22 protein-coding genes are annotated in these 22,282 nt (G+C 58.9%); 16 read left to right on the forward strand and 6 right to left on the reverse strand.

Annotated features, from left to right (window positions below):
* Window positions 1-63 precede the first annotated feature (63 nt).
* The 16 genes from ACQY8Q_RS16295 (at window position 64) to visR (ending at window position 16,795) form a co-directional block, all read left to right on the forward strand.
* Window positions 64-1,500 carry an MFS transporter gene (locus tag ACQY8Q_RS16295; RefSeq protein WP_428427529.1) on the forward strand — a complete coding sequence of 479 codons (1,437 nt, stop codon included), beginning with the start codon at window positions 64-66 and terminating at the stop codon, window positions 1,498-1,500.
* A gap of 918 nt (window positions 1,501-2,418) precedes the next feature.
* Window positions 2,419-4,053: a globin-coupled sensor protein gene (locus ACQY8Q_RS16300; protein ID WP_428427530.1), complete on the forward strand. Its 1,635-nt coding sequence runs from the start codon at window positions 2,419-2,421 to the stop codon at window positions 4,051-4,053.
* A 133-nt stretch (window positions 4,054-4,186) separates the two neighbouring features.
* Complete coding sequence (locus tag ACQY8Q_RS16305; RefSeq protein WP_037105515.1) at window positions 4,187-4,480, forward strand: STAS domain-containing protein; 294 nt, start codon at window positions 4,187-4,189, stop codon at window positions 4,478-4,480.
* Between the two features lie 3 nt (window positions 4,481-4,483).
* Window positions 4,484-4,849, forward strand: coding sequence for a chemotaxis response regulator CheY1 (gene cheY1 / locus ACQY8Q_RS16310; protein ID WP_068951143.1), 366 nt, complete (start codon window positions 4,484-4,486; stop codon window positions 4,847-4,849).
* A gap of 16 nt (window positions 4,850-4,865) precedes the next feature.
* Window positions 4,866-7,139: a chemotaxis protein CheA gene (locus tag ACQY8Q_RS16315; protein ID WP_428427531.1), complete on the forward strand. Its 2,274-nt coding sequence runs from the start codon at window positions 4,866-4,868 to the stop codon at window positions 7,137-7,139.
* A 5-nt stretch (window positions 7,140-7,144) separates the two neighbouring features.
* A complete protein-coding gene (locus ACQY8Q_RS16320) occupies window positions 7,145-7,612 on the forward strand; it encodes a chemotaxis protein CheW (RefSeq protein ID WP_428427532.1) in 468 nt (155 codons plus the stop codon).
* Window positions 7,609-8,517, forward strand: a complete 909-nt coding sequence (gene cheR, locus ACQY8Q_RS16325) for a protein-glutamate O-methyltransferase CheR (RefSeq protein WP_428427533.1) — start codon at window positions 7,609-7,611, stop codon at window positions 8,515-8,517. The genes ACQY8Q_RS16320 and cheR overlap by 4 nt, the downstream gene beginning before the upstream one ends.
* Complete coding sequence (locus tag ACQY8Q_RS16330) at window positions 8,514-9,569, forward strand: protein-glutamate methylesterase/protein-glutamine glutaminase (RefSeq protein ID WP_428427534.1); 1,056 nt, start codon at window positions 8,514-8,516, stop codon at window positions 9,567-9,569. The genes cheR and ACQY8Q_RS16330 overlap by 4 nt, the downstream gene beginning before the upstream one ends.
* Entirely contained in the window at window positions 9,569-9,958 is a 390-nt protein-coding gene (locus ACQY8Q_RS16335; RefSeq protein WP_037105534.1) for a response regulator, read from the forward strand. Before ACQY8Q_RS16330 ends, ACQY8Q_RS16335 begins: the two co-directional genes overlap by 1 nt.
* A complete protein-coding gene (cheD, locus tag ACQY8Q_RS16340) occupies window positions 9,955-10,509 on the forward strand; it encodes a chemoreceptor glutamine deamidase CheD (protein WP_428427535.1) in 555 nt (184 codons plus the stop codon). The genes ACQY8Q_RS16335 and cheD overlap by 4 nt, the downstream gene beginning before the upstream one ends.
* A 113-nt stretch (window positions 10,510-10,622) precedes the next feature.
* Window positions 10,623-11,015: a chemotaxis protein CheT gene (cheT, locus tag ACQY8Q_RS16345; protein WP_428427536.1), complete on the forward strand. Its 393-nt coding sequence runs from the start codon at window positions 10,623-10,625 to the stop codon at window positions 11,013-11,015.
* 376 nt (window positions 11,016-11,391) lie between these two features.
* Window positions 11,392-11,712: a PepSY domain-containing protein gene (locus tag ACQY8Q_RS16350; RefSeq protein ID WP_428427537.1), complete on the forward strand. Its 321-nt coding sequence runs from the start codon at window positions 11,392-11,394 to the stop codon at window positions 11,710-11,712.
* 60 nt (window positions 11,713-11,772) lie between these two features.
* Window positions 11,773-12,381: a general stress protein gene (locus tag ACQY8Q_RS16355; RefSeq protein WP_428427538.1), complete on the forward strand. Its 609-nt coding sequence runs from the start codon at window positions 11,773-11,775 to the stop codon at window positions 12,379-12,381.
* 298 nt (window positions 12,382-12,679) lie between these two features.
* Window positions 12,680-14,368 (forward strand): flagellar basal-body MS-ring/collar protein FliF, encoded by a 1,689-nt coding sequence (gene fliF / locus ACQY8Q_RS16360; protein ID WP_428427539.1) that lies wholly within the window; start codon window positions 12,680-12,682, stop codon window positions 14,366-14,368.
* A gap of 929 nt (window positions 14,369-15,297) precedes the next feature.
* A complete protein-coding gene (visN, locus tag ACQY8Q_RS16365; protein WP_428427540.1) occupies window positions 15,298-16,038 on the forward strand; it encodes a transcriptional regulator VisN in 741 nt (246 codons plus the stop codon).
* A gap of 10 nt (window positions 16,039-16,048) precedes the next feature.
* A complete protein-coding gene (gene visR / locus ACQY8Q_RS16370; RefSeq protein WP_428427541.1) occupies window positions 16,049-16,795 on the forward strand; it encodes a transcriptional regulator VisR in 747 nt (248 codons plus the stop codon).
* A gap of 45 nt (window positions 16,796-16,840) precedes the next feature.
* Here the strand turns inward: visR and ACQY8Q_RS16375 are convergent, their stop codons facing one another.
* The 6 genes from ACQY8Q_RS16375 to motA form a co-directional block, all read right to left on the reverse strand.
* Complete coding sequence (locus ACQY8Q_RS16375) at window positions 16,841-17,281, reverse strand: hypothetical protein (RefSeq protein WP_428427542.1); 441 nt, start codon at window positions 17,279-17,281, stop codon at window positions 16,841-16,843.
* A gap of 5 nt (window positions 17,282-17,286) precedes the next feature.
* Window positions 17,287-18,363 carry a flagellar biosynthesis protein FlhB gene (flhB, locus tag ACQY8Q_RS16380; protein WP_428427543.1) on the reverse strand — a complete coding sequence of 359 codons (1,077 nt, stop codon included), beginning with the start codon at window positions 18,361-18,363 and terminating at the stop codon, window positions 17,287-17,289.
* Window positions 18,364-18,578: 215 nt separating this feature from the next.
* Window positions 18,579-19,610 carry a flagellar motor switch protein FliG gene (gene fliG, locus ACQY8Q_RS16385; RefSeq protein ID WP_426229100.1) on the reverse strand — a complete coding sequence of 344 codons (1,032 nt, stop codon included), beginning with the start codon at window positions 19,608-19,610 and terminating at the stop codon, window positions 18,579-18,581.
* A gap of 28 nt (window positions 19,611-19,638) precedes the next feature.
* Window positions 19,639-20,262: a flagellar motor switch protein FliN gene (fliN, locus tag ACQY8Q_RS16390; RefSeq protein ID WP_428427544.1), complete on the reverse strand. Its 624-nt coding sequence runs from the start codon at window positions 20,260-20,262 to the stop codon at window positions 19,639-19,641.
* Window positions 20,263-20,322: 60 nt separating this feature from the next.
* Window positions 20,323-21,270: a FliM/FliN family flagellar motor switch protein gene (locus tag ACQY8Q_RS16395; RefSeq protein ID WP_428427545.1), complete on the reverse strand. Its 948-nt coding sequence runs from the start codon at window positions 21,268-21,270 to the stop codon at window positions 20,323-20,325.
* 4 nt (window positions 21,271-21,274) lie between these two features.
* Window positions 21,275-22,153, reverse strand: coding sequence for a flagellar motor stator protein MotA (motA, locus tag ACQY8Q_RS16400; RefSeq protein ID WP_428427546.1), 879 nt, complete (start codon window positions 22,151-22,153; stop codon window positions 21,275-21,277).
* Between the last annotated feature and the right edge of the window lie 129 nt (window positions 22,154-22,282).

A 22,282-nucleotide genomic window follows, 5' to 3' on the forward strand; every position in this document is an offset into this window, starting at 1 on the left:
CTATCCGTACTATCAAATCATCAACGCTGCGCAGCCTTGTCCCCGCAACAAGAGATATCCATCATGTCATTTTCTCCCGCATCCGGCGGTCGTCAGCGGCTGGGCTGGACATTGTTCCTGCTCGCTTTCGCTCAACTGGTCATCGCCGTCGATTACAATATTGTCTTCGTTGCACTGCCTGACATCGGCGCGCAACTTGGCTTCTCGCGCCAGACGCTGCAATGGGTCGTCAGTGCCTATGGTGTCGCCTTCGGTGGCTTCCTGCTTCTGGGTGGTCGCGCCGCCGATCTTCTCGGCCGCCGCCGGATCTTCATCTTCGCCTTGGCACTTTACGGCGTATCGTCGCTGGTCGGCGGTCTGGCGACAAGCCCGAGCGCCATCATCATCGCTCGCGCGATCCAGGGTGTTGGCGGCGCACTGCTGTTTCCGGCAACGCTGTCGCTGGTGACCACGTTGTTTGCCGAAGGTCGCGAGCGCAACCGCGCCCTCGCTGTCTGGGGCGGCGCCGGTGCCTCCGGCCTGACCGTCGGCGCTCTGCTCGGCGGTATCCTCACCAGCGCCTATGGTTGGCCCGCCGTCTTCTTCGTCAACGTGCCGCTGGTCGTCATCATCATCGTTGGTGCACTGATCGTCATGCCGCGTGACGTCAACCAAGGCTCGCATCGCAGCTTCGATCTTCCGGGTGCGCTGACTGCGACAATCGGCATCACCCTGCTGGTTTACGTCCTCGTCCAGGGGCCGGAATCTGGCTGGGCATCGCCATCGATCCTGCTGGCGCTGGTGGCTGGTCTCATCCTGCTCGCTGCCTTCTTCGTCATCGAAGCCCGCAGCGATGATCCGCTGATGCCGCTGCGCCTGTTTTCCAACCGTTATGCGCTGGCGGGCATGCTGCTGACGCTATTCTTCGGCGCCACGCTGGGTGCGTTGCCTTACTTCGAAACCGTACTGTTCCAGGGCATGCTCGGCTTCGATGCACTGTGGACCGGGTTGGCGTTCCTCGTTCCGGCCGTCGCCATCTTCATCGGCACGCAGCTCGGTGAACGCATGGCGACCGGCTCCGGCGTTCGCACCAGCCTGGTGACCGGCCAGGTTCTCAGCGTTGCCGGCATGGTGGCGTTCGCCTACGGGATTTCGCCGGAATGGGGCTATATGGGCCTGGTTCCGGGCATGGCAGTGCTCGGTGTTGGCCAGGGCATGGTGTGGACGGCCATGTGGATCGTGTCGGCGACAGGGGTTGCCCAGGAAGAGCAGGGCGTGGCGTCGGGCATGGCATCCACCAGCCTGCAGGTTGGGCTGGCCGTCGGCCTCGCCATACTGGTCGCCGTCGCCAATGGTCTCGGAGAATCGATCGGCCAGACGGCGACAATCGGTCTGATCGAAGGCACACGGTTTGCCGTCTATCTGGCTGCTGTGGGAACCGTTCTGGGGCTAATCGTCGCTCTCACCCTGCCGCGCCGGGTGCAGGTGCCAGCGGGTGTGAATTACGCTCCCGCCGAATGAACCTGTGGCCCGCCTTCCGGGGCGGGTCTCACCCACCGGCTGTTCCGGCGTGCAATCAAGTGCGGTAAAACAGAATGGTTATTTGAGGGCTGCAGCCGTTAACGGCAGGGAGCTCCTGATATCTCAGAAAATTCCGCGATGTATTGCGTTCTGCTGCACGCAAATGCTTACGGGCCAAAGTGCCGTTGAACTATTTCCTAGAAAATCCGGGCATTCAATGACTTACGATCATCCTCGATATTCAGGAGGATGGAGACTGCTGCCAGTGTAAGGGTGGCGATAAGCGTAGCGCTTAGTCCCAGAACAATCATTGCCCGTTCCTTCTACGTCATCATCATGATGCCGCTTCACTTTGTCCGGCTATGCTTGCGCATGGCTTGCGCCGGTCAGAATAGGCAGTAGTTAATGGCGGGGTCTCTCAAGATCAACTCTCAAGTTTTACCATTGAAAACCTGTTGTTTCTGCAGCAGGCGCAAACCCCCGTTTCACAGGCGGTTGCGCCGGGTGAGGGCAATATGCGGCCAATTTTAGTGAAAGAAGATACGGACGATCAACCGTTAACCTTCAAGCAAGGAATTAACCATAAACATGGTCGTACACGTTGGAGTGGGAAAATCTACTTCCCCGCAAGGCATGATGCCGTACCGACGAACCGGTTCTGATCCGGTATGCACTTTCACCGGATATCTCTTGGGAACGAAGCGGCCGATCGCCGTGGCCAGCCGGCATTGCGCCGTCGCCACTTGGCGTCTTGCAAGACGGCACGCTTGGGCAACGCCCCTTTGAAACATCCGTTGATGAGTGAATGCACCATGCGCCGTTCAAGGCGTGAAACATGCTGCAAGAGTTTGATTTTCTACAGGATACCTCTGAAAACCGCTCGGTTTGCAGAGATGAGAGACCGGACCGGGGAATAGTGTGAGGCAGGAAACATCGCCAGATCAGACCAGGAAAGCTCAGGCAGGCAGCCTGCTAGAGCGCTTGCGTTTTGCCGGGCTTGATGAAGACCAGACAGATGTCCTGCGCAAGCATCGCCAGTCCATCGGGGCAGAGGTTGAACTCGCGTTGCGCGACCTGTTCCAGCGCCTCCAGACCTTTCCGGATGCCGCGCGCCACTTTACCAGCGACCGCCAGATCGACCGGCTGCACGACCTCCAGTCTTCGCACTGGAGCGTACTGACCGACGCCCGTTTCGACAGTCTCTATGCCGAGCGCGTCAAGGTGCTCTCGGATACCGAAAGCAAGATGGGTCTCGATCCGCGCTGGCAGATCGCCGGTCATTCGGTGGTGCTCGAACGCCTAATCTGTTCGATGATCGAGCAGTTCTGGCCGAAATCGATGCTGTCGCTTGGCAAGGCGAACAGGAAGGAGTTGGCCGACCTCGTCGCCGCTCTGGTCCGCACCGTCTTTGTTGATACCGAAATTTCCGTTTCCCTGCGCTTCAACGAGCAGCGCCACAGCCACCAGCGCCAACTCGCCGAGCAGCGCAAGGCCGGTGAAGCCGAGGCTCTGGCTTTGTTTGGCGGCGTTACCCAGGCGCTTGGCTGCGGCGATCTGTCTGTCCGCACGCCGAATGACGTGGCGGCCGCGTATCAGCCATTGGCCTATGAACTGAATGGCGCCCTTGATGCCATGCAGAACGAATTCATCGGTCTTGCCGATCGCGCCGTTACCATGGAAACATCGTCGCGCGAACTTGCCGGTCAGACCGGACAAATTGCTGATCGTGCGCGCGAACAGTCCGAAGCACTTGGCGAGACCGTCAGGTCGCTCGGCGCCATCGTCGATCGCGTCAAGCACAATGCCGGCCAGACACGGGCTGCCGAAAAGAGCGTCGCAGTCACCCGCCAGTCGGCCGAACATAGTGGCGAGATCGCCGGTCAGGCGATTTCCGCCATGGCCGATATCGAAGCGTCGGCCGAGAAGATCGGCCAGATCATCGGCGTCATCGACGAGATCGCCTTCCAGACCAATCTCCTGGCGCTAAATGCCGGTATCGAGGCTGCGCGTGCGGGCGAAAGCGGCCGTGGCTTTGCCGTCGTCGCCCAGGAAGTTCGCGCCCTGGCGCAACGCTCGGGCGATGCGGCGCGCGAAATCAAGCAGCTGGTATCGAGCACGAAGTCGCAGGTCGAGGCGGGCGTCGAACGCGTCGGCCGTACGCAGGACGCCATCAGCAATATCGTTGAGCAGGTACGCGGCATCAATGATGCCATCGCCGGCATTGCCGACGAAACGGCCGAACAGGTCACAAGCCTTCAGTCCGCGACATCTGACCTGAGCCGTATCGGCGCTGAAATTGGCGCGGGTGCACAGCAGGCGGCCGGCGCCAAGGAAAGCTGCGACGACCTGCACACAGTTATTCTCGAGCTTGGCCAGACGATCCGCCAGTTCCATGTCCAGCGCCAGGCGCCGAAAACGACTTTCGCACCATCCTATTCGACCCCGGCGATTGTGGCGCCAGCCACACGGCCGGGTGAAATTACCGGTGAGAGCAATGACGGCTTTGATGAGGGCTTCGGCTTGCAGGGTCGCCTTGCCGGATGGGGGCGCTGATGCAGAGCCGTCACAAACACATCCTGCCAAGATCCGCTATTTCCGAGGGCCAGAACGTGCGCTCGCATGGGCGTGCCGGAAGCCGGTTCAACCATCCCTGTAAATTACTCCCAGCCAGACAAGGAAAGTAGAGATGGCAGCCAAGAAAGCCGCTCGGAAAAGTTTGAGCCTCGCGCCGGTTCTCGACCTCAACGAGGCCAACGCGCTGCACGGCAAGCTGATGGCTCTGCGCGGCAATCCGCTCGCGATCGACGCATCCGCGGTCGAGCGTGTCGGCGCGCTCTGCGTCCAGGTCCTGATGGCCGGGGCAAAAAGCTGGGAAGAGGATAATCAGTCTTTCACCTTCGCCAAGGTGTCGGACGCATTTACGAAAACGACACAGCTCATCGGGGTCAATATCGACCACCTGATGGCAAAGGAGATTTGAGACATGAAAAAGAAAGTTCTTACAGTCGATGATTCCCGAACCATCCGGAACATGCTGCTCGTTACGCTGAACAATGCCGGGTTCGAAACGATCCAGGCAGAAGATGGCATCGAGGGGCTCGAAATTCTCGAGGATGCCAATCCGGACGTCATCGTTACCGATATCAACATGCCGCGTCTCGATGGCTTCGGCTTCATCGAGGGCGTGCGCAAGAACGAAAAATTCCGGGCAATCCCGATCCTGGTCCTGACGACCGAAAGCGACGCGGAAAAGAAGAACCGTGCCCGCCAGGCAGGCGCGACCGGCTGGATCGTCAAGCCGTTCGATCCGACCAAGCTGATCGATGCAATCGAGCGCGTAACCGCCTAACGCCAGGATTCACCCCATGGATATGAACGAAATCAAAGAGATTTTCTTCCAGGAATGCGAGGAGCAACTCGCCGAACTGGAATCCGGTCTCCTGAGGCTCAATGACGGCGACCGCGATCCGGAAACGGTGAATGCGGTTTTCCGTGCGGTCCACTCCATCAAGGGTGGCGCCGGAGCGTTCGGGCTGGATGATCTGGTCTCTTTCGCACACGTGTTCGAGACCACGCTTGATTGCGTTCGTTCCAACAAGCTGGAACCCAACCAGGATGTCCTGAAGGTCATGCTGAAATCGGCCGACGTCCTGGCCGACCTGACCAATGTCGCGCGTGACGGCGGTAGTGTCGATCAGGCCCGTTCCGCTCAGCTGATTCGCGAACTCGAGGCGCTGGCCAAGGGCGAGGCACCTCCGGCTGCCGCAGCTCCGGTCGCCGCAGCACCCAAGGCAGCTCCGGCTGCTGCCGCACCGGCACCTGTCGTCAGCGACGATGGCTTTGTCCCGGTCGCCTTCTCCTTTGACGATTTTGGCGACGATGATCTGTCCGCCGATCTTCCATCCTATGACGTCGTCTTCAAGCCGAAGTCGGAACTCTACACCAAGGGCAATGAAGCAACGCTGCTCCTGCGCGATCTCTCGCGTCTGGGTGAAATGAGCATCCATTGCAACATGGACAGCCTGCCTTCGCTCGACCAGATGGATCCGGAAGCGGCCTACTTCTCCTGGAAAGTGTCGATCAAGACCGACAAGGGCGAGGATGCCGTACGTTCGGTGTTCGAATTTGCCGAGTGGGATTGCGACCTCGAAGTGACGGCGCTCGAAACCAGTGACGTTGCAGAAGTAGCCGGTGACGACCTGCCGATGCAGCCGGTACCGTTTGATCTGTCCGCGCTTGATGATGAACCCGATGCGCCGCTGGGCGTGGTCGAGGAAGAAGAGCAGATCGCGGCCGTGCAGCAGGCAGTCGCTGCTGCCGAAGCAGCATCCAATGTTGTCCAGATGGCCGCCAGTGCATCGCGCACTGCTGCCGCTGACAAGGGTGCAGCCGCTGCTGCAGCCCAGAACAATGCCCAGCAGGCATCTGCTGCCGCACCGACCATCCGCGTCGATCTCGATCGTGTCGATCGGCTGATCAACCTCGTCGGCGAACTGGTTATCAACCAGGCCATGCTGTCGCAGAGCGTCATCGAGAATGACTCGAATGGCGTGTCCTCGATCAACATGGGCCTCGAAGAGCTGCAGCAGCTGACCCGCGAGATCCAGGATTCGGTCATGGCGATCCGCGCGCAGCCGGTGAAGCCGGTGTTCCAGCGTATGGCCCGCACCGTCCGCGAAATCGCCGATATCACCGGCAAGTCGGTTCGCCTCGTCACCGAAGGTGAAAACACCGAAGTCGACAAGACGGTCATCGACAAGCTCGCTGAGCCTTTGACCCACATGATCCGCAACGCGGTCGATCACGGCCTCGAAATGCCGGAAAAGCGTATTGCCGCTGGCAAGAATGCCGAAGGCACGGTCAAGCTGACCGCCAAGCATCGCTCGGGCCGCATCGTCATCGAACTCTCCGACGACGGCGCCGGCATCAATCGCGAGAAGGTTCGCCAGAAGGCAATCGACAACGACCTGATCGCCGCCGATGCCAACCTATCGGACGAAGAAATCGACAACCTGATCTTCCACGCCGGCTTCTCCACCGCCGACAAGGTCTCCGACCTTTCCGGACGCGGTGTCGGCATGGATGTGGTCAAGCGCTCGATCCAAGCGCTCGGCGGCCGTATTAATATCTCGTCGAAGCCCGGCCAGGGCTCGGTCTTCACCATGAGCCTGCCGCTGACGCTCGCCGTTCTCGACGGCATGGTCGTCACGGTTGCCGGCCAGACGCTGGTCGTGCCGCTGACGGCGATTGTCGAAACCCTGCAGCCGGATGCGGCAGCGATCCATTCCTTCGGTGCGACGCAGCGGCTGATCTCGATCCGCAACTCGTTCTGCCCGCTGGTCGATGTCGGCCGTATCCTCAACTTCCGTGCAACCCAGGCCAATCCGGTCGAAGGTGTCGCCCTTCTGGTGGAATCCGAAGGCGGCGGCCAGCGCGCTCTGATGGTCGATGCCATCCAGGGGCAGCGCCAGGTCGTCATCAAGAGCCTTGAGGCCAACTATACGCACGTGCCCGGCATTGCTGCCGCCACCATTCTTGGTGATGGCCGCGTTGCGCTCATCCTGGACGTCGATGCCGTCGTTTCGGCATCGCGCGGCCAGTCCCTCCACACCGAAACATCGCTCGCCGCCGCAGGGTAAGGACTATGACGCTTCTCGCAAAAAATCTGACGAATGGGGGGCGCGAGTTCATCGCCTTTCGAATCGGCGATCAGGAATTCTGCGTCAACGTCATGTCCGTGCGGGAAATCCGCGGCTGGGCGCCCGCAACGCCGATGCCGCATGCACCGCAATATGTGCTTGGCGTCATCAACCTGCGTGGTGCGGTCCTGCCGATCATAGACCTGTCCGCCCGGTTGGGCATGAAACAGGCCGAGCCGACAGTGCGCCACGTCATCATCGTGACGCAGGTCAAGAACAAGGTTGTCGGTCTGCTTGTCGAGGCAGTCTCCGACATCCTGACGATCAAGGACGAGGATATCCAGCCGACGCCGGATATGTCGTCCGACTTCGAGCGGACATTTGCCCGCGGCATGCTGGCGATCGAAGGGCGGATGATCTGCCTGATCGAGCTTGAGGCCGTATTTCCTCATTACGAAAGTGAAGCTGCATGAGCATGCCAGCCGCCTTTGACAGCAAGCTACCCCCGGACGAGTGCCTAGCCAGCGGAGAATATCCGCTGACCCGCCGCGACCTCGCCGAAATTGCTGCCATGATATATGCCGACGCTGGCATCTATCTCAATGAATCGAAGGCTTCGCTCGTTTACTCGCGGCTTTCCAAGCATATCCGCAATATCGGCCTGAAGGGTTTTCGCGACTATTGCCAGCTGGTGTCATCGCCTGCCGGTGCCGCCGAGCGCCGCGATATGCTTTCGCATCTGACGACGAATTTTACCCGCTTCTTCCGCGAGAACCATCATTTCGAGCATCTGAAGACCGACGTGCTGCCGGAGCTGATCGCGCGTGCGAAGAACGGCGGGCGGGTGCGCATCTGGTCAGCGGCCTGCTCGGACGGGCAGGAGCCCTATTCGATTGCGCTGACAGTCCTGTCGATGCTGCCGAATGCGGCGGACTACGATTTCCGCATTCTCGCAACCGATATCGACCCGAAGATCCTGGCGCTGGCCCGGGCCGGCAGCTATGACGCCACCGCCCTTGAGACAGTCAGCCCGGCCATGCGCAAGCAGTGGTTCACCGAAACCTCAGTCAACGGCCGCCAGAAATGGCAGGTCGATGATCGGGTGAAGAAGCTCATCACATTTAACGAACTGAACCTGATGGCGCAGTGGCCATTCAAGGGCCAGTTCGACGTGATCTTCTGCCGTAACGTCGTGATCTATTTCGACGAGCCGACCCAGATGAAGATCTGGTCTCGCTTTGGCGGCATGCTCAATCAGAAGGGGCATCTCTATATCGGCCATTCCGAACGGGTCTCCGGCGATGCGAAGTCGGTCTTCGATAATATCGGCATCACCACCTATCGCTATGCCGGCAAACCGCAGGGAGGCCGCTCATGAGTGTTGCGCGCGTTCTTGTCGTTGACGATTCAGCCACCATGCGCGGGCTGATCACCGCTATCTTGAGCAGCGATCCCGAAGTCCAGGTCATCGGTCAGGCCGCCGATGCGATGCAGGCGCGCCAGGCGATCAAGGATCTTGATCCCGACGTCATCACGCTCGACATCGAGATGCCCAATATGAACGGGCTGGAATTCCTCGAAAAGATCATGCGCCTGCGCCCTATGCCGGTGATCATGGTCTCGACCCTGACGCACAAGGGTGCGGAAGCATCCTTGGCTGCGCTGGAAATCGGCGCCTTCGATTGTGTCGGCAAGCCTTTGCCGGGCGACCCGCATCCGTTCCGCGATCTCGCTGAAAAGGTGAAGGCCGCAGCCCGGTCGCAGCGCAAGTTTATCATTTCCGGCAATAAGGTCGCAGCCCCAAGCGCCGCCAACGCCAATGCGGCGTCCGATTACCGGGTGGGCCGCAAGATCGTTGCGATCGGGTCGTCAACCGGTGGCGTCGAGGCCCTGATTGCGGTTCTGCAGAAATTCCCGGCCAATTGCCCGCCGACATTGATCACGCAGCATATGCCGCACACCTTCACCAAGAGCTTTGCCGAGCGTCTCAACCGCATCTGCGCGCCAACGGTGGCGGAAGCGACGGACGGCGCCCGGCTGGAGATCGGCAAGGTCTATCTGGCCCCGGGCGGCGAACGTCACCTGCAGGTCGTCAATCCGACATCACCCAGCTGCCGTCTTCTGGACCGCGAACCGGTCAATGGTCATCGCCCGTCCGTCGATGTGCTGTTTGATTCCGTTGCGGAACTCGCCGGCCGCAATGCAGTCGGTGTAATCCTGACCGGGATGGGCCGCGATGGCGCGTCCGGTCTCTTGAAAATGCGCCACGCAGGTGCCCGCACATTCGGTCAGAATGAAAAAACCTGCGTCGTCTATGGAATGCCGAGGGTTGCCTACGAATTGGGCGCCGTCGAAACACAACTCCCCCTCGGCTCAATCGGGGAAGAAGTCCTGAAAAGTACTGCCGCCCGAAGAGAAGGAAGCGAATAATGTCCCTAGCGGAAAAAATCAAAGTTCTGATCGTTGACGATCAGGTCACCAGCCGCCTGTTGTTGGGGGATGCCCTGCAACAGCTTGGTTTCAAGCAGATCACGGTTGCCGGCGATGGCGAGCAGGGTGCCAAGATCATGGCAGCACAGCCGCATCACCTGGTGATTTCCGATTTCAACATGCCGAAGATGGATGGTCTTGGCCTGCTTGCTGCCGTGCGCAACAATCCGGCTACGAAAAAGGCCGCCTTCATCATGCTGACGGCCCAGGGCGACCGTGCACTGGTGACCAAGGCCGCGGCACTTGGAGCCAACAACGTGCTCGCCAAGCCTTTCACCATTGAAAAGATGAAAGCTGCAATCGAAGCCGTATTTGGGGCATTGAAATGATCATTGAGGCTGCGACCAGGCGTGTGCATGTCATCCAGGGCGAATGGAAGGTGGTCAACGATCCAGACGTCGTACTGTCGACCATCCTCGGTTCCTGCGTGGCGGCGTGCATGCGCGATCCGGTCGCGGGTGTCGGTGGCATGAACCATTTCCTTCTGCCGGGTTCGGCGGATGCAATTTCGTCGGGTGGCGATGCAACACGTTACGGCGTGCATCTGATGGAATTGCTGATCAACGGGCTCCTGAAGAAAGGAGCCCGCCGCGAGCGGCTGGAGGCGAAGATCTTTGGTGGTGCCAAGACGATCGCGCGCTTCTCCAATGTCGGCGAGCAGAACGCGCTGTTTGCGCGCCAGTTCCTGATGGACGAAGGCATTCAGGTGGTCGGTGAGAGCACCGGTGGCGATCATGGACGTAAGCTTGAATACTGGCCGCTGAGCGGCCGTGCCCGGCAATATGCGCTAACGGGCGTGGAGGCACAGAAGGCCGTGGCTCAGGAGCAGCGTCCAAGGCCGGTGCCGAAGCCGGTCGACAATGCGATCGAGTTTTTCTAGCGCTTGGGTGGGATCCCGGGACCGTCCCGGGATGTGCTTTGGCAAGGTGTTTAGCGTAGCCGTTCGGTGGGGGTAGTCCCGAACGGCATTTGTTGCCAGCGTGAGGGCGTGAAATGCTGACTGAAATGAAGAGCCATATGCCTCACGTCGATGAGGCGCTCCCCGATGTGATGATGCGCATCGTCTCGGAGCTCTATGACGTGGCTTATCTCATCGAGCGGATCGAACCGATGCTCAGCGATATTCATGGCGAGGCGGTGCTGGCATCGGCGGACCGGATAAAGGTCCTGCAGGGCATCGATCTCGCCGTTCAGAAGACACGCGGCTTGGCCGAATTCATCGATACAGTCACGTCGGCCATTCCGCAGTCCTGGCTGGTGGACGTCACAACGGCGCTCAATCTCGTCAAGCTTGCCGATATGCAGAAGTCGCTCGGCAACGGCATGCTGCGTCACGGCCATTCACAGCCGCTGACCGAGGCTGCCGGAGATTTCGAGGCCTTTTAGCCGATACTAACCTCTCCCTCCTTCTTTTTACCGCCGCCTCGACAATCGTCGTGAGCGGTGGTTTTGTTTTTAAGCCGGTCTCAGATCGTGGATGTTTTGAGCCGGGGCTTGGTGTTGGACGGCACATTCTCAATGCACAATCTTTCAAGTCTTGCTGCATTGCACAAAGAGATGCGGCGGCCGATGCAACCGCCTTTTCGCTCCGGCTTTTGGTCAACGGACAGACGAATCGGTCAAAGGCGAAATCCGCGCCAGTAACTACTAATATATCGGAATCGTTACGGTTTTTCTCTGGATCGTAAAGAAGCGGTGGAACTTAACGGCCACTGGAGGGTTGTGTCGCCGAGGATCACTTCCGTATCCCAAGGAGAGCCCAGTGAACAAATTCATCATCGCATCGGCGATCGTCGCCCTGTCCGCATCGTCCGTCTTCGCACAGGCAGCAACGCCTTCTGCCAACCCAAACGGTGACACGCCGGCCGTGGCGACACCTTCGGAGCAGAACACCACTGCACCGGTTGAGGGCGCAAACAGCTTCACCGAAGGTCAGGCCACCGACCGCATCGTCGAAGCCGGATACGCCGACGTGACCGAGCTGAAGCTTGACGACAAGGGTGTCTGGCAGGCGAAGGCCACCAAGGACGGTAAGCCGGTAGCGGTGTCCCTGGATTATCAGGGCAACATCGTTGCCAAGTAAGCGCCTTTAAAAATAACAGCCAAAAATAACAACCCAAAAATAACAGCACGGAGAAACACCATGACAAAGACCGTAACAGGACTGTTCGACCAATATGCTGACGCGACCGCCGCTGTTGACCAGCTGAAGGCCGCCGGTATTTCCGACAATGACATCAGCATCGTTTCCAACAATGCCGATGGCCGCCACAAGGGTGACAAGAACGATGTTGCCGAAGACGCAGGCACAGGCGCCGGTATCGGTGCTGCCGTCGGTGGTGTCGGCGGCCTACTGACAGGCCTCGGCATCATGGCAATCCCGGGCGTTGGTCCCGTCGTTGCTGCCGGTTGGCTTGCTGCAACAGCGGCCGGTGCCGTCGCTGGTGCCGTGGTCGGCGGAGCTGCCGGCGGTATTATCGGCGCACTGACGGACTCGGGTGTCGATGAGCGCGATGCGCATGTCTACGCTGAAGGTGTCCGCCGTGGCGGCACGCTGGTAACGGCGAAGGTCGATGATGCTCGCGCCTCGGAGGCCGAAGCCATCCTGAAGCGCTCGAACTGGGTTGATCTGCCCGCCCGCCGGACTGCCTACGAAGGCCAGGGCTGGAAGGGTTTTGACGACACGTCAAAGCCTTATACCCAGGCTGAAATCGATGCAGACCGCGCCCGTTATCCCGGCCGCGTTTTGTAATCCGACATTGTTGTCAGCGAATATCGATATCTGCACCGGGGCCGTCGACAGACGGCCCCGTTCTGCATGAACTGTGCCGATAAAGCATTTATCCCGTTCCGGCCGTTCAGATGGGCCAAGACAAGTTCGCGCAAGTTTCGTTTTCTAGTGTGCCAATCGGGACTGGTAGATTTGTGCGCGATTTGACGAAGCCACATGCGTCATATCCATCAGCAACCCGAATGTTTGGATCTGCGCATGTTCACTCCCCAGGCGATGTTGTCTGAACGGTACATGCGCCACTGGGTGCGGAAACAGAATGAATCTGTTGGATCAACTTTCGAAGGTCTCGAAAAACCTGGCCAGTCTCGGGCAGGGAAAGCTCATTGCGCTGATTTCAGCCGGTGTCGTCGCGGTGGCGATCGTTCTCGCGGCCGGGCTCTACGTCAACAAGCCCTCCTATGAAACGCTGTATGTCGGGCTGGAAAGCAATGACCTCAACCAGGTCAGCGTTGCCCTTGCCGAAGCCAACATCAATTTCGAGGTCGGATCCGACGGAAAGAGCATTCAGGTTCCGGTCGGTATGACGGGCAAGGCCCGCCTGTACCTCGCCGAACGCGGACTGCCCAACAGCGCCAATGCCGGCTACGAGCTCTTCGACAATGTCGGCTCGCTTGGCCTCACCTCCTTCATGCAGGAAGTCACCCGCGTCCGCGCCCTTGAAGGTGAAATCGCCCGCACCATCCAGCAGATTTCCGGAATCTCCGCCGCCCGTGTCCACATCGTCATGGCCGACCGCGGCAGCTTTAGAAAAGCCGAGCAGAACCCAACGGCCTCGGTGATGATCCGCGCCAGCGCCAATATCGGCCGCAATGCTGCAGCCTCGATCCGCCATCTGGTGGCTTCGTCTGTTCCGGGCCTCGGCATCGACGACGTCACCATCCTCGATTCCACCGGCCAGCTTCTGGCTTCCGGTGACGATCCTGCCAATAGCGCCATGAACCAGTCGCTGGGCATCGTCCAGAACGTTCAGCGCGAAGTCGAAAACAATATCGACAAGGCTCTGACGCCTTTCCTGGGCATGGACAACTTTCGGGCCAGTGTTACCGCCAAGCTGAACACCGATACCCAGCAGATCCAGGAAACGGTTTTCGATCCGGAATCGCGCGTCGAGCGGTCGACCCGGGTGACCAAGGAAGAGCAGAAGTCCAGCCAGCAGCAGGCCGACAATGCCGCGACCGTTCAACAGAACGTTCCGCAGGCTGCACCCACAGGCGGCGCTGCTGGACCTCAGTCGAACGACCAGACCGAGAAAAAGGAAGAGCAGACCAACTACGAGATCAACTCGAAGACCGTCGCCACCGTGAAGAGCAGCTATACGCTGGAAAAGCTCTCGGTCGCCGTCGTGGTCAATCGTGGCCGGGTCGCCGCCATGATCGGCGAAGGTGCCGACCAGGCAAAGATCGATGCCTATATCCAGGACATGCAGAAAATCGTCGCATCCGCCGTTGGCCTCGACCCGGCACGCGGTGACATGATCACGCTGACGGCAATGGATTTCGTCAACACGCAGCTGCTCGATGAAGCGGTCGCTGGCCCCGGCATTATGGAAACCCTGACCCGCAATCTCGGCGGTATCATCAACGCTCTCGCCTTCGTCGCAGTGGCCGTCGTGGTTGTGTGGATGGGCATGCGTCCTCTGGCCCGCTCGATGGGGCTGGGTGGTCCGGGTGTTGCACTCAACGATAACGAGCCGGTCGGTTTGGAATTGCCCGACTTCTCGCCTGCCGCAAACGGCGGTGGAGGCGGCGCGCTGATGGAAGGCTTTGGTTCCGACTTCGGCTTCGACAGCACCGACGACCTGCTGAGCCTCGGCGACGACAGCGAAGGCGGCTTCAACCGGCGCGTCAAGGAAGGCCCGGAACGCAGGCTCGCTCGCATGGTCGAAATCAGCGAAGAGCGCGCTGCCAAGATCCTGCGCAAATGGGTTGCCGAAAAAGCAGCCTGAGATCAGACGCCTTCTCCGTCTCACACCAAATCCTGCGAAAACCCGCCCTCACCGGCGGGTTTTTTCATGTAGATGATCGTCGGCTCAACGTCAGGTGCCAGATTGCGCTGGAAGTTTCTTCGAGATATGCACCGATTATCGCGCGGGCCATCCGGCCGTCCCGTCTGGGGCCTGCAATAGGATGCCTGTCTGAAAAGCGATAAGCGCTGCCGTTTTCTGTATTGCCTTCCCGCCACGGGAAGGTTTGCAAGAATCGGGGGTTGCCCGAATGATGTAATCGGACGCTCCGAGATTCGTTATATTTAACAAACCGTTAATTTTTCTCTGGGGAAAACCGGGTTTGTCTGCCGCAACGTTTGGGGCAGCGCGGGTATTGATTCCCAGAGTCAGTAAAAATTCAGTTTGAACAAAATATTACCATCAGTTTGTGCCCATCATTACTATGGTTTATGGTTCGTTCTAGAATTTAGACGGTGAGTTTCAATGGTGTATTTTCGCAACAGCGGTTGAAACAAATAAAAAAATGAAAACTTGACAAAATCTGGCGATTCAATCGCCGCTGATTTGTTTTCTCGTTTTAGCATCTTATTGAACGTCCATCGCCGCCCTGTTGATAAGTGAGGATGGTTTTGCCGTCAGTGATTTCCAGGAAAACACAATAATTACAATATACTAAAATGCCATATCTTTACGCACCGCGGTAGATCTCTGATTTTTCCGCCGCGAGCGCGCGAATCGATTCACGAATTCCTGAAAAAGTAAATCCCGATATGAGGGCAGTAGTTTTTCGCAAGAGGCGATGTACATTTTATGTAGTGATTCGCGTACTGATTCGCGTGTGTCGAAGAATGCGGACGCTTCGATACGGTAGCCGGCGGCGGCGAAAGCGCTTGAGTGAGCACGGACGAATCCATCACGGGGGTAATGTCATGGATGCTCTACAAACAGAAGTTGCGGCCTGGCCATTGCCAGGGTCGGTCGCGCGCGGTGTTGGACGGGTTCCTTCCAAAGAGCAGCTCATTCGCAGGCTTGGCGAATTTGCCGAGCGCGGCAATCTGAACAAGGGGCTTGCGGCCCTGACGGACTATGTGGGAGCAACCCACTATCTCCTCGCGCGCTATGATTTGTCCCAGGATGAGGGGCTGGATTTTGTCGTATGTTCGGACTGGCCGTTCGATGTCGTCAAGCGCCTCGGCAAGGTGATGTCGCAACTCCATTCCAAGACCAACGAGATGGAGAAATGCCTTTCGGTCATGCAGCCGGTGTTCATGAGCCTGCCCGATGACATCGACATTAGCCGCGGCATCAGCCGGGAATACTGCGCCATCACCTTCAATGTCGGGCGCGCCCGGTTGTCGCTGATGCTGCTCTTCCCGCAGGACGTCATTCTCTCGCAGGAAAGTTTGAGAGATGTCGGTCTGCTGACCGGTTATTTCGCCAGCTTCACCACCGAGCGCGGTGTTCGCACCGACCGTGATTTCGAACTGACGGAACGCGAACTTGAATGCCTGTTCTGGATTGCGGAAGGCAAGACCAGCGACGAGATCGCGGTCATCCTCGGCATCTCGCGCAACACGATCAACAATTACATCACCAGCGTGATGCGCAAGACGGCAACGAAGACCCGCTCCGAGGCCATCGCCTACGCCGTTCGCAACAATCTCGTCTAGGAGGACGGTCATGACCTATTTCCTCCCACATGCGCGGGCAGGCGATGACGCCAAGGCCGGCAGGTTACAGGCGCGGGCGTCCAAGGCGGCAACGCTCGTGGCGCGGCTGCAGGCGATGCAGAAGCAAATCAACGCCAAGAATTTCGCCGTTCTGCGGCTGAACGGAAACGGCCTTCCGGCAACCCGCAAGCTGAGCTGCGTCCTCGACAATTGGGGCGTTGAGAGCGAAGCGATGGCGCACGAATTGGTGTCCGCCTATGGCATCGAGATGCTGGCCCATCTGGATGCGTCGCTGCTGCCATTGCTGTGGAATGGCATGGGCGAGCATCAGGCGGCGGAGACGCCGGATTTTGCCCGTTTCACTCAGCGCCTTCTCGCCCGCGTCCTGCCCTATTCCGGGATTGCCCTGCCGGTCAGGCTCGGCGCGCAGGGCAACGGCTATGTTCTCTTCATGGGCAGCTATATCGACCTGTCGAGCGAGGTGATCATCGATCTGCACGGACGCAGCTGCCAGATCATGACCGATCTTCTGGCCGCCGACGAACGGCGCATGCTTCCCTCGGAATCGCTGAGCGACCGCGAGATCGGCTGCCTGCAGATGGCTGGTGACGGTTACATCAGCGAAGAAATCGCCGAGAAGATGGGACTGTCAGTGCATACCGTCAACGCGTATCTTGGCGCTGCGACCACCAAGCTGGATTCGGTCAACAGAATCCAGGCGATCGCCAAGGCCATTCGTCTCGGTTACATCAGCTGATTGTGATTTTCAGGCCGTCATGGCCTCGTATCCGATATCCGGAACTCAGCTCGCCAGAGCGGTCGGATAGGATTTGACGAATTTCGCCGCGTTCAGGCTTTGCGCCAGGAACGCCGTATTCTCGTCCGGATCGCTGGACGGGCTTTGAAACGCGATATGGTTGATCTCGAGACCGGCAGAGTTCTTGCCCAGAGCCAGCTGCGCATAGACAGTGACGCCATCCGGCTTCAATTCGAGATCAAGGGTGATCTCCGGCTCCGTGCCCCAATCCAGGGAATAGTTGCCGCCGATACCGAAATTGACGGTACCGGGAAGAAAATAGAGTTCTGCGGCCGATGACACCAGGTCCGACAGGCTCCCATGCGATTCAAAACGCAGCATCGCGATAAAGTCGGCGGCATCGATCAAGCGCAATTCCGTCGCAACAGGACGGATCGCGTCGGCTACTATTTTCTCGCGTTGTTCCGAATATTCGCATTTTTTCATTGGGATCACGTCATCCGTTTCGGCTGCGTTGCATAGATCCGGTGAATCAGTTCAGCGACTGCCTTATAAAACACCGGTGGAATCACACTATCCACCGAGACTTGCGCAAACATTGAGCGTGCAAGCGGCGGGTCTTCGAAAACAGGTATGCCGTTTTGCTCGGCGATCTCGCGAATCTTCAGCGCGACAAGGTCTTGCCCCTTGGCAACGACGACCGGCGCATCGCCTTCCTCGCGGACATAACGCAGCGCAACGGCATAGTGCGTCGGGTTTGCGATCACCAGCGTGGCGCGCGGAACCGAGGTAATCATACGCCTGCGGGCCCTATCGCGGGCAATCGAGCGCAGCCGCGCGCGGATGATCGGGTCGCCCTGGGATTGTTTGAGTTCTTCCTTGACCTCCTGCTTTGTCATCATCAGTTCGGTGTACCAGTGGTGCCGTGTCCAGAAGAAATCGGCGATGGCGATGACGGCGGTCGAGATCAGGATGACAATCATGATCTTGTTGAAATCCTTCGACATCGTCGAAAAGATTGTCAACGGATCCGAGAACATCGAATCGAGCGTGGCGTAATAGTCGTTCCAGAGTACGAGCACGATAATCAGCGAGACGACTGCCACCTTGGCAAAGGCCTTGGCGAATTCGACGATGCCCTGAATTCCGTAGATCCTCTTGAACCCGCCGATGGGCGAAATCCGGTTCATCTTCGGTGCGACACGATCAAGCACCGGGCTCGGCAGGTTCTGCAGAATGGAGGAGCCGATCCCGAACACGATCAAAAGCACGAAAAAGGGAATGAGCAGCGTGCCGGCTTTCGCGAAGAGATGCATGATCAGCGCCACCACATCGTTCGATGTATTGAGACGCCAAGCCTCCGGCTGCTCGAAAATATCCTTCAGCGATTCCGCCACAGTGGCGAAGCCCTCCGGCAGGAAGAAAACGACAAAGATATAGATGGCGACAACCGAGGCGAACATCGTGACTTCGCGCGAGAAGGGTGTGTTGCCCTTCTCCATGGCGTCAGTGATTTTTTTCTCGGTCGGCGATTCTGTTTTACTGTCTTTGTCCTGATCGTCCGACATCGGATGAAGACCTCTTGCATGTTGCTGCAGCAGTGATTGCTGTCAAACCCGTTGTGAGCCGGGGCAGGAGGGCATGCAAGGAAGATATGCGCGGGAAACCAACGCTTCACAGAAAGTAGACGGCCGCAGGCAAGCACCCAGTAAAAAGCCCTCCAACCGGATCGGTGGAAGGGCTTCTGGTATCAGGGCAGGGCTAAAGCTGTGTGAGTGCCCGGTCAGGCAGCGACGGCTTCCTTTTCCTTCAGCTCGATCTGGCCGCTGGCAGCCAAGCGAATGGCTTCCTGCGTGATCGAGCGGCGGGCAATGGCGATATCGCGCGGATTGATGCCGACGTCGCCGGCTGCAAGATCCGATTCGATCATGCGGCGCTGGCGCGCGCCGATCGAGGCGAGGACCGATTCGCGCAGTTCCATACCGGATCCGCGCAGTGCCATGGTGATGATGTCGCCCGATACGTCGTTGAACAGCTGAACGCGGCTGCGCTGCGGCATGTAGAGGACGTCGTCGAAGAGGAAGATCTTCGGGCGAACCTTCTTGACCGATTCGGTGCTGAGGGTTTCTAGCGATGCCAGCAAGGTATCGACCTGGCTCTTCTCCAGCTCGTTCATCACTTCGGCAATCTTGATCGACCCGATCGAGTTCTTTTCAGCGTCCATCTCGCGCATCATTTCGACCACGCGGGCCTCGATGATCTGGGCGGCCTTGGGGCTGACGGTCTTCATGTTGACGGCGCGGTTGATAATGTCGGCGCGGCTGCTTTCCGGCAGCTGCAGCAGGACCTTCGCACCGAAGGTCGACGGCATCATCGACAACACATAAGCGATCGTCTGCGGATGTTCCTTGCCTAGGCTCTGGGCGACGAAAGCCGGGTCGGAATCCTGCAGGCGATCCCAGATATTGGCTTCATAGGCGGCAAAGGCGGTGCGGCGGCCGAGCAGGCCGTCAACTTCATCCGGCGTCAGGCCTTCTTCGAGAATGCCTTCGATGGCCTTGGCATTGTCCATCAGGCCGGCACCTTCGGTGAACAGGTCCTCGAACTCGTTCACCAGAATTTCCAGTTCGTGGGGCGGGATCGAGCGGAGCGACTGCGCGGAAGCGATGATGCCCTGCAATTCGCTCTGCGTGAAGAATTTCAACAACTTGCCGGCAATAGGCTTGCCCATTGCAAGGAGAACCGCAGCGGCCTTGTCCATTTGGGTGAGTGGCCTTGTGGGCGCCGAAGCCTCGAAATTGTCGAAATCCATCATGGATTGATCCTCATGACCCTAACCGGGTTCAAACTTTACTGGTACCCTTGATTTCGATGAGTTTTACACCGAAACGCGTTTCGTCTTCGTCGAGGACGGTGATTTCGCCGCGGCCGATAACCCGGCCATTGACGACGATTTCCACCGGTTCGCCGATCCTGCGGTCGAGCGCGATCGTCGCACCTTCCGTCAGGTTCATCAGGCCGGAGACCTGCATGCGGCTGGTGCCAAGAACAATCTGGACGTCGATCGGGATATCCATGATCAGGTCGAGATTGGCCGTCATGCCACTGCCGGGTTCGCTGGCTGGCTGGTCTTCGAACGTGTCGCCACCGAATGCTTTTCCACCGAACGAACCGGCGTCGAAGGCTGGTGCAGCCGAAGCCTGCGTCAGATCGGCGAAGCTGTTGCTAGCGCCGAAATCGCCGCCGAAGCTGCCGAGATCGGTTTCGGCTGAGAATGTGCTGCCGAAATCGGATGTTTCGCCAGTGGCGGGTGCAGCCGCAAAATCGATGCCGAAATCGTTGTCCAGCCCGGTCCCGGTGGCATCGCTTTGCAGGACGCCACGCAGATCGTCGATGGCCTGATCGAGCTCGGCATCGCCGCCGCTCTGGATCGCCTGGTCTTCTAGTGGTGCTTTCTTCGGTGCCATGTGCAAACTATTCCAGTTGAAACTTGCCCCAACCATGTTGCCGGGTAAGGGAGGGGTTTTTTAACTCATCAGGTGGTGGAGAATGTCACTCTCCGAACCGTGGGTATCCTTGATCCGCACCGTGTATTTCGTGCCGGATCGCCCGAATTCGCAGATATAGAGATCGCGGCCGTTGGCGTTGATCTCGACGCGCACATCCTTGGCGTCCTGGAACGGAATGACATCGCCGGGTTGAAGGCGGCTGATGCTGTCCAGCGTCAGGCTCTGAAGCTTGATGCGCGCTTCCAGGCTCACCGTCGAACGGCGGACCTGCTGTTCGAGCTGTTCGCCCCAGGCGCCCTTGGCCTTGCGGCCCTGGCCGATGCCTTTGGGGAAAACGACAGCCGTTTTCAAAAGGGTCTGCTGCGGCACGATGATCGAGAAGGTCGAAAGAACGGGGCCAAGGCCCATCGTCACGTTGATACAGGCGGCGTAGACATCAGCGACCTCTGGATCAGCCGGCGGCCGTTGACTTGCATTATACGGGCGTCCAACCACCGGCTCGAAGCTTCCGGCAACGCTGACTGCCGATTTCAGCACGTCGGCGACCTTTTCGAAGATCATCGTCGCAACATCGAGCTCGATGTTGGAGAGCGACCGTGGCTTGGGTTCTTCGATGCCGTTTGCAGGCGCGCCGAGCAGGATTTCCATCAGCGTGATGATCACCGGGCTGTCGCAGCTGATGACGAAATCCGGGCACCAGTTGCGCAGCGATGTATCGCTGAGCGCAACGCCGTTGCCAAGATTGGCGATCAGTTCGCTTTTCAGGCCGGTATCGAAGCCGGCATAACCGATCTCGATGTCGAGACCGGTCTCGTTCTGGAAAATGTCGGGCAGGAACTCGGCAAAGACATGGCCGAGATCGCTGCAAAGCTTGCTGATCGTCTTGGTATCGCCGAGCGCGCCGGTCATCCGGGCGAGCAGCTTGCGGTCGAAGGTGTAGACGTTGTTTGGGGTCAGTGAGGTCATCGGATCAGGCCGCCTTGCTTTCGCTGCCACCACCGGGGTTCATCATTTCCTGCTCGACGGCGTCGATCGACGGACGCTCGTAGGCCGAAATGGTCTTGCGGCCATATTCGAGCGCAACCTGGGGAACCGAGCCGTTCATGTAGGCAAGCAGCGTCTGCTTGACGATGATGTAGAGCCGGTTCTGCTTGTCGCGGACGGCCTTGATGTTGGCGATGACAGGGCTGGCGATACAGTAGGACAGGAAGATGCCGAGCATGGTGCCGACGAGGGCCGCGGCAATCTTGCCACCAAGCACTTCCGGAGATTCGGAGATGGCGCCCATCGCCTTGATGACGCCGAGAACGGCGGCGACGATGCCGATGGCCGGGAAGGCGTCGCTCATGGTCGTCAGTGCGTGATAGGGCTTCATCTTGTCGTGGGTGATCGTGTTGATTTCTTCGTCCATCAGCGCCTCGATCTCGTGGGAGCGGGCGTTGCCGATGATGATGAGGCGGACGTAGTCACAGATGAAGGCCGTCAGTTCCTTGTTCTTCAGCACCGTCGGGGCCGACTGGAAGATCGAGGATTCATCCGGGTTGTCGATGTGGCTTTCGATCTCGTTGCGCGACTTGGTGCGCAGGTCGCGCATCAGGCTGTAGAGAACGCCCAGCGTGTCGAGATAATTGCGCTCCTTCGGAACCTTGTGGGTGAAGGCCTCGCCGAGTGCCTTGCCGGTATCTTTCAACACTTTCATCGAGTTAGCCATGATGTAGCCGCCGATGCCGGCGCCGCCGATGATGACAAGCTCGAAGGGCTGGTTGAGGACCTCCATATGGCCGCCCATGGCAATAAAGCCGCCGAGGATACAGCCCATTGTCAAAAGGAGCCCGATGATGATGTTCATTTCGATACCTGCCGCAATGGTGGATTTTCGACGGTATCGTTAGGCCGCCAGCCTTGCGTGAGGCTGGCTGTCGGCCACATTTGGAGGCATTGCGGGGAAACAGGTTCGCGCAAGCAACAGCCGTCAGAT

The organism is Pararhizobium sp., from assembly GCF_965279435.1.
GTDB lineage: Bacteria > Pseudomonadota > Alphaproteobacteria > Rhizobiales > Rhizobiaceae > Pararhizobium.

Coding starts and splice junctions, on each gene's coding strand:
- visN (WP_428427540.1), top strand. CDS start 15,298: ATGGATGCTCTACAAACAGAAGTTGCGGCCTGGCCATTGCCAGGGTCG.
- ACQY8Q_RS16330 (WP_428427534.1), top strand. CDS start 8,514: ATGAGTGTTGCGCGCGTTCTTGTCGTTGACGATTCAGCCACCATGCGC.
- ACQY8Q_RS16355 (WP_428427538.1), top strand. CDS start 11,773: ATGACAAAGACCGTAACAGGACTGTTCGACCAATATGCTGACGCGACC.
- cheT (WP_428427536.1), top strand. CDS start 10,623: ATGCTGACTGAAATGAAGAGCCATATGCCTCACGTCGATGAGGCGCTC.
- ACQY8Q_RS16335 (WP_037105534.1), top strand. CDS start 9,569: ATGTCCCTAGCGGAAAAAATCAAAGTTCTGATCGTTGACGATCAGGTC.
- flhB (WP_428427543.1), bottom strand. CDS start 18,363: ATGTCGGACGATCAGGACAAAGACAGTAAAACAGAATCGCCGACCGAG.
- fliG (WP_426229100.1), bottom strand. CDS start 19,610: ATGATGGATTTCGACAATTTCGAGGCTTCGGCGCCCACAAGGCCACTC.
- cheR (WP_428427533.1), top strand. CDS start 7,609: ATGAGCATGCCAGCCGCCTTTGACAGCAAGCTACCCCCGGACGAGTGC.
- ACQY8Q_RS16320 (WP_428427532.1), top strand. CDS start 7,145: ATGACGCTTCTCGCAAAAAATCTGACGAATGGGGGGCGCGAGTTCATC.
- fliF (WP_428427539.1), top strand. CDS start 12,680: ATGAATCTGTTGGATCAACTTTCGAAGGTCTCGAAAAACCTGGCCAGT.
- fliN (WP_428427544.1), bottom strand. CDS start 20,262: ATGGCACCGAAGAAAGCACCACTAGAAGACCAGGCGATCCAGAGCGGC.
- ACQY8Q_RS16295 (WP_428427529.1), top strand. CDS start 64: ATGTCATTTTCTCCCGCATCCGGCGGTCGTCAGCGGCTGGGCTGGACA.
- ACQY8Q_RS16315 (WP_428427531.1), top strand. CDS start 4,866: ATGGATATGAACGAAATCAAAGAGATTTTCTTCCAGGAATGCGAGGAG.
- ACQY8Q_RS16375 (WP_428427542.1), bottom strand. CDS start 17,281: ATGAAAAAATGCGAATATTCGGAACAACGCGAGAAAATAGTAGCCGAC.
- ACQY8Q_RS16395 (WP_428427545.1), bottom strand. CDS start 21,270: ATGACCTCACTGACCCCAAACAACGTCTACACCTTCGACCGCAAGCTG.
- motA (WP_428427546.1), bottom strand. CDS start 22,153: ATGAACATCATCATCGGGCTCCTTTTGACAATGGGCTGTATCCTCGGC.
- cheD (WP_428427535.1), top strand. CDS start 9,955: ATGATCATTGAGGCTGCGACCAGGCGTGTGCATGTCATCCAGGGCGAA.
- visR (WP_428427541.1), top strand. CDS start 16,049: ATGACCTATTTCCTCCCACATGCGCGGGCAGGCGATGACGCCAAGGCC.
- cheY1 (WP_068951143.1), top strand. CDS start 4,484: ATGAAAAAGAAAGTTCTTACAGTCGATGATTCCCGAACCATCCGGAAC.
- ACQY8Q_RS16305 (WP_037105515.1), top strand. CDS start 4,187: ATGGCAGCCAAGAAAGCCGCTCGGAAAAGTTTGAGCCTCGCGCCGGTT.